Origin of the sequence: Flavitalea sp., from assembly GCF_035489435.1 — a bacterium.
GTDB lineage: Bacteria > Bacteroidota > Bacteroidia > Chitinophagales > Chitinophagaceae > DATHKG01.
Genome location: NZ_DATHKG010000030.1, coordinates 1 through 4,659, shown reverse-complemented (window position 1 = coordinate 4,659; position 4,659 = coordinate 1). Strand labels below are relative to the sequence as shown.

Annotated in this window: 3 protein-coding genes; 1 reads left to right on the top strand and 2 read right to left on the bottom strand. The window is 43.0% G+C overall.

The window, feature by feature from the left end:
* Positions 1 to 2,172: ABC transporter permease (locus tag VK664_RS05395; protein WP_461397597.1), on the top strand; the 2,172-nt coding region annotated here is incomplete at its 5' end.
* A gap of 15 nt (positions 2,173 to 2,187) precedes the next feature.
* On the opposite strand, the gene VK664_RS05390 is transcribed toward VK664_RS05395, so the two are convergent.
* On the bottom strand, positions 2,188 to 2,733 hold the full coding sequence (locus VK664_RS05390) for a flavodoxin domain-containing protein (protein WP_461397596.1): 546 nt from the start codon (positions 2,731 to 2,733) through the stop codon (positions 2,188 to 2,190).
* Positions 2,734 to 3,012: 279 nt separating this feature from the next.
* Positions 3,013 to 4,173 (bottom strand): Kelch repeat-containing protein, encoded by a 1,161-nt coding sequence (locus VK664_RS05385; RefSeq protein WP_461397595.1) that lies wholly within the window; start codon positions 4,171 to 4,173, stop codon positions 3,013 to 3,015.
* Positions 4,174 to 4,659: the final 486 nt, after the last annotated feature.

Below are 4,659 nucleotides of genomic sequence, written 5' to 3'. Positions count from 1 at the left end.
CCGGTGCTTCAGAATGCTTTGCCTGAAATTGAAAAAACCTGCCGGGTTTATTCTACCAGTCCACTGGTTCGTTATAACAACAACATTTTTACGGAAAAACTCAACATGGTCGATAGCAGCTTTTTCAGCCTGTTCGACTTTGAATTAAAACCAGGTGATCTCAATAATCCATTTCCAACAGCTAATACAATCATTATCACCCAGGCATCTGCGAAGAAATATTTTGGCGGGGAAGCTCCGATCGGCAAAACCATAGAACTCCAGCTTGCACGTGAATGGGTTCCTTTTACGGTAGCTGCTATTGTAAATGATGTTCCTCTTGAATCCAGCCTGCAGTTCCAGATGCTCATCTCCTTTGCTAATGGACTGCGGTTTTTCAGTGAAAGGGCTATGACCCGATCCTGGTCCAATGTTTCTGTTGAGACCTATTTCTTATTAAAAGAACGTACCGATGTACCAGCATTAAATAAAAAGATTGCCGACGTTATGAACCCGCTGGTTTCGAAAAATTATAAGCCAGGTCAGTATAATGTTACACTTCAGAACTTAATTGGTATCCATCTCGATAATACATTGCCCGCGGGTAATGAAGCGATCAGTAATCCGAAATATTCTACCATCTTAGCTACCATTGGTTTGCTCATTCTGCTGATTGCCTGTATTAATTTTATTACACTATCGATTGGCCGTTCTACCAGCCGCTCCTTGGAAGTCGGTGTGCGGAAAGTTCTTGGCGCCGCACGTCCACAGCTTATAAAGCAGTTTTGGGGCGAAGCTTTACTACTCACCTTCATTTCTTTAATGATCGGGATCCTCCTTGCTTTGGTTTGTTTAAAACCTTTTAACCAGCTGGCAGACCGTGAATTGGCACTTAGCTTTAATCAGTTTACAATGTTGTTTTTTCTCATGTTGTTTGTTACGGTTGGACTTATCGCTGGTATCTATCCGGCCATTGTTCTTTCGGGGTTCCGGCCGATTGAAGTGCTGAAGGGAAAGTTGAAAACCGGGAGCAGCATGAACCTGTTCAGGCGCGCATTGGTGGTTTCACAATTTGTTGCTTCGATAATCATGATCATTTGCACCATTGTAATCGGAAAACAATTAAATTTTCTCCGTAGTAAGGACCTGGGCTATGATAAAGAGCAAGTAATCGTTATCTCAACAAACAAAGCCGGCATGGAAGGACGTGAACTGGCAACAAGGTTCAGAACCGCGCTTGAAGTAAATCGCGAAGTCAGGTCAAGTAGCACTTCCTGGTTTAGTTTGATACAGGCCGGATGGATGAACCTCGGCTATCTTGATGATAAAAAAATGTTCCGTTCGTTTAAATTCAATGTGATTGACCCGGATTTCATTCCGACCATGGGATTGAAATTGGCCGCTGGACGGAACTTTATAAAAGGAAATCCGGCAGATTCGAACGCGATAATTGTAAACGAAGCATTGGTACGGGAATATGGATGGCAGGATCCTATCGGAAAAAAGCTGCCGGGTAAATACGCAGAACAGATTATAGGTGTTGTGAAAGATTTTAATTATGAATCTTTACACACAACCGTTAAGCCGGTTATGATGGCCATGAAGGCTGATAGTATACTCGGAGCATCCAGTGATGTTTCTTCTGAACATTCAAACAGCCGAAGGGTTACTGTGAGGTTAGCGGCGGGCGATTTACCAAAGCAGGTTGCTTCACTTCGGTCAGTCTGGAAGTCAGTAGCAGGTACCCAGGATTTTGAATTCCGCTTTCTGGATGATGCATTAAATGCTGCATATAGCCAGGAACAAAGGCTTGGTAGTCTGGTATCCTATGCTTCGGTGCTATCTATCTTTATAGCTTGTATGGGTCTGTTTGGCCTGGCAACACTGGTTGTGGTTAAACGAACCAAAGAGATTGGCATCCGGAAAGTATTGGGCGCTGATGTTAGTAGCATAGTCACCCTGCTATCAAAAGACTTTGTCGTACTGGTTCTGATAGCTGTGCTCATTGCCTTCCCGGTTGCGTGGTGGGCGCTATCTGACTGGCTCAAAGATTTTAGCTACCGGATAAACATTCCGCTGTGGATATTTTTCGGAGCAGCAGTTGCAGCCCTGGCTGTCGCGTTGATAACAGTGAGTCTACAGGCAGTGAAGGCTGCACTTTCAAATCCTGTAAAAAGTCTCAGGACAGAATAAGGGTACAGAGCTCCGCTATAACATGTAGGCGAGCTCAGGTTTCAGCAATTTGCTATTTTTAAATTTGTCGATGCTATGAACAAGCTCCTCAACATTTTCAAAGCTGATTTTATTAAATTCTGTAAGCATGTTCGCCTTTTCAATGGGATTCTTTTGAAGAATCGCTCCTATCCTCAGCAGCGTCAGATCTTTCCACGATAATTCTTTATGTATCAGTTTTCCTTGTAAAAAATGTGATTCAGTTTGCTCAAACATTAACGGAGGGATATTATCAGCGGCGATGGCTTTGTTATGAGCTTCTTTGTCAGATGATGTCGCTGACACAAAAAATACAAAAACTTTTTTCGTTTGAAGTATGCGCGAATGCTTTTTCAAAAATCCCTTCAGTGTGAACTTACCCATGTAGATGCTTCCGCCGATCACCAGGAAATCCTGTATAGCAATCATATCTGTATTAACATCTGTTGCTTTAATCACCGGGAGATCAAGTTCGCGCGAAAGCATCTCAGCATAACACGCTGTTGCACCATAAATACTTTTATAAATTATCAAACCTTTCATCTTCAAATAATTTAACTGCTTAATAAAATTCTTATTAAGGGCTGGTAAAACAAAAATAGAAAAACTGAACCGCCCGATATATGAGCAATGTTAGGAGTGAGACTGAGTTTCATCACAACAAAAACTTTACACATTTAAATGTGGATCCTCTTGTAAATGCGTGCCCGATTTTAAATGTGGATCCTCTTTTAAGGTTAATATAACTTCTGCTACAATCAATTTGTCTACTACAATTGCTTTGTCTGTTACAATTGCTTATCTGCTACAATTGCTTATCTGCTACAATTGCTTTGATTTAGTAGCTGTAATTGGCAGATCCCAGCAGTATTTAATTTTAAAGACATCCACTATCCGAGAAGCGGTAAAATCTGATCTCCGGCCACCGGCAAACATTACTGTATTGCTAGCGCAACCGCTGGCAAGACTGTACCTTGCCTGGGATAAATTTGCGCTACTCAAGCTTCCGGATGAAGCCTTGAAAATATCGACGTTTGTAAAAGCGGGCAAATTGCCGCGACCACCTGCAAAAAATATATAGTTCTTGTGAGCCGCGCTGGAAAGTTCTGTTCTTTCTGCCGAAAGTGCTGCAACTGACCAGGTGCCCGTTGACACATTGTATATATCTATTTTGCCTGAATAAGGCGAACCGGTAAAATCCATTCCGCCGGCAAATAGCGCCTTATTCGCAGCCCCACCACCTGCTAGTTGAGGACGACCCTCGCTTAACAAAGATGTAGACCACGAGCCCGTGGGAATATCATAGATATCTACCTGTTTTGAATATGCGCCCCCACCGAAAAATATTTGATTCCCGGTTGCTGCTGCGGCAAGTTCGTTTCGTTCAGAACTTAGTTCAGCCGTGCTCCACGAATTTGTTGACAGATCATAGATATCTACACGACTCGAATAAGCGGCGCCGGTTTTATTGCCGCCGGCAAACATTACTTTGTCACCAAATGCCACTGCCGAAAGATTATACCTCGGTTGACTTAATTCGGCTGTAGACCATACATTTGTTGATACATCATAGATATCGACCCTGGAGTAAACAATATTATCTGCGTTCCAGCCACCTGCAAAAAATACCTTATTTTGTATTCCCGCTGCGGCCATTCCCATCCTGGCAATACTTAGATTCGAGATCAACCAAGAGTTGGTACTCACATTATAGATATCTACCCGATTCGTAACTTCTCCAAAACCATCCCTTCCTCCAGCAAACAAAATCCTGTTTGCCGTCCCTGCACCTGCCAGCCCATACCTTGCCTGCGACAAGGTCATTGTTCCGGCATATACCACTTTGGTGCAGATTGCCGGGATATCATCATTTTGAACAGATAGTTTATTTGAGAAATTATCATCACTGCCGGCATATGGCTCTTTTCTACAGGCATGAAGTGAGAGAAGTACTACGGTAAGGATCAACAGACACTTTTTCATTTGGGGCAATTTGAGGGTTAAAGATTGGTGACTAAACAAGACACAGCTTCCGCGCTCATTAACATCGTAACGCAGAAATCATAATAAATAAACGTCTTGAATGATTAGTTGCCGGGAGATGTTATTGAAATAATGATATTGGCGGAGAGCGATGTACTTTAATTATAGTCGCAGAAACAGGATGAACAGTAACAAAATGCTTCGGCTTTTGCACTCTGCTTTGTAAATGTTATTTGTTGATTTTGCGCGTTTATGGCGTTCACTCGGTTCTTCACTTCGCCGGACGGGCCTTTCGGTTGGTTTGATTTGCCACTGTGATTCCTGGTTAATACCATTGTTCATGCCGGTCTCTGCTGTTGTCTCCGATCGGCTTTTGTTCCCTGATCGGCTTTTTTAAGTATGCTTGTAGTGCTGGTCGCTGTTGGGCCCTGATCGGCTGCGGTAACTCCGGGCAGGAATCGAAGGTGGCAATCAAACCAACCTCAG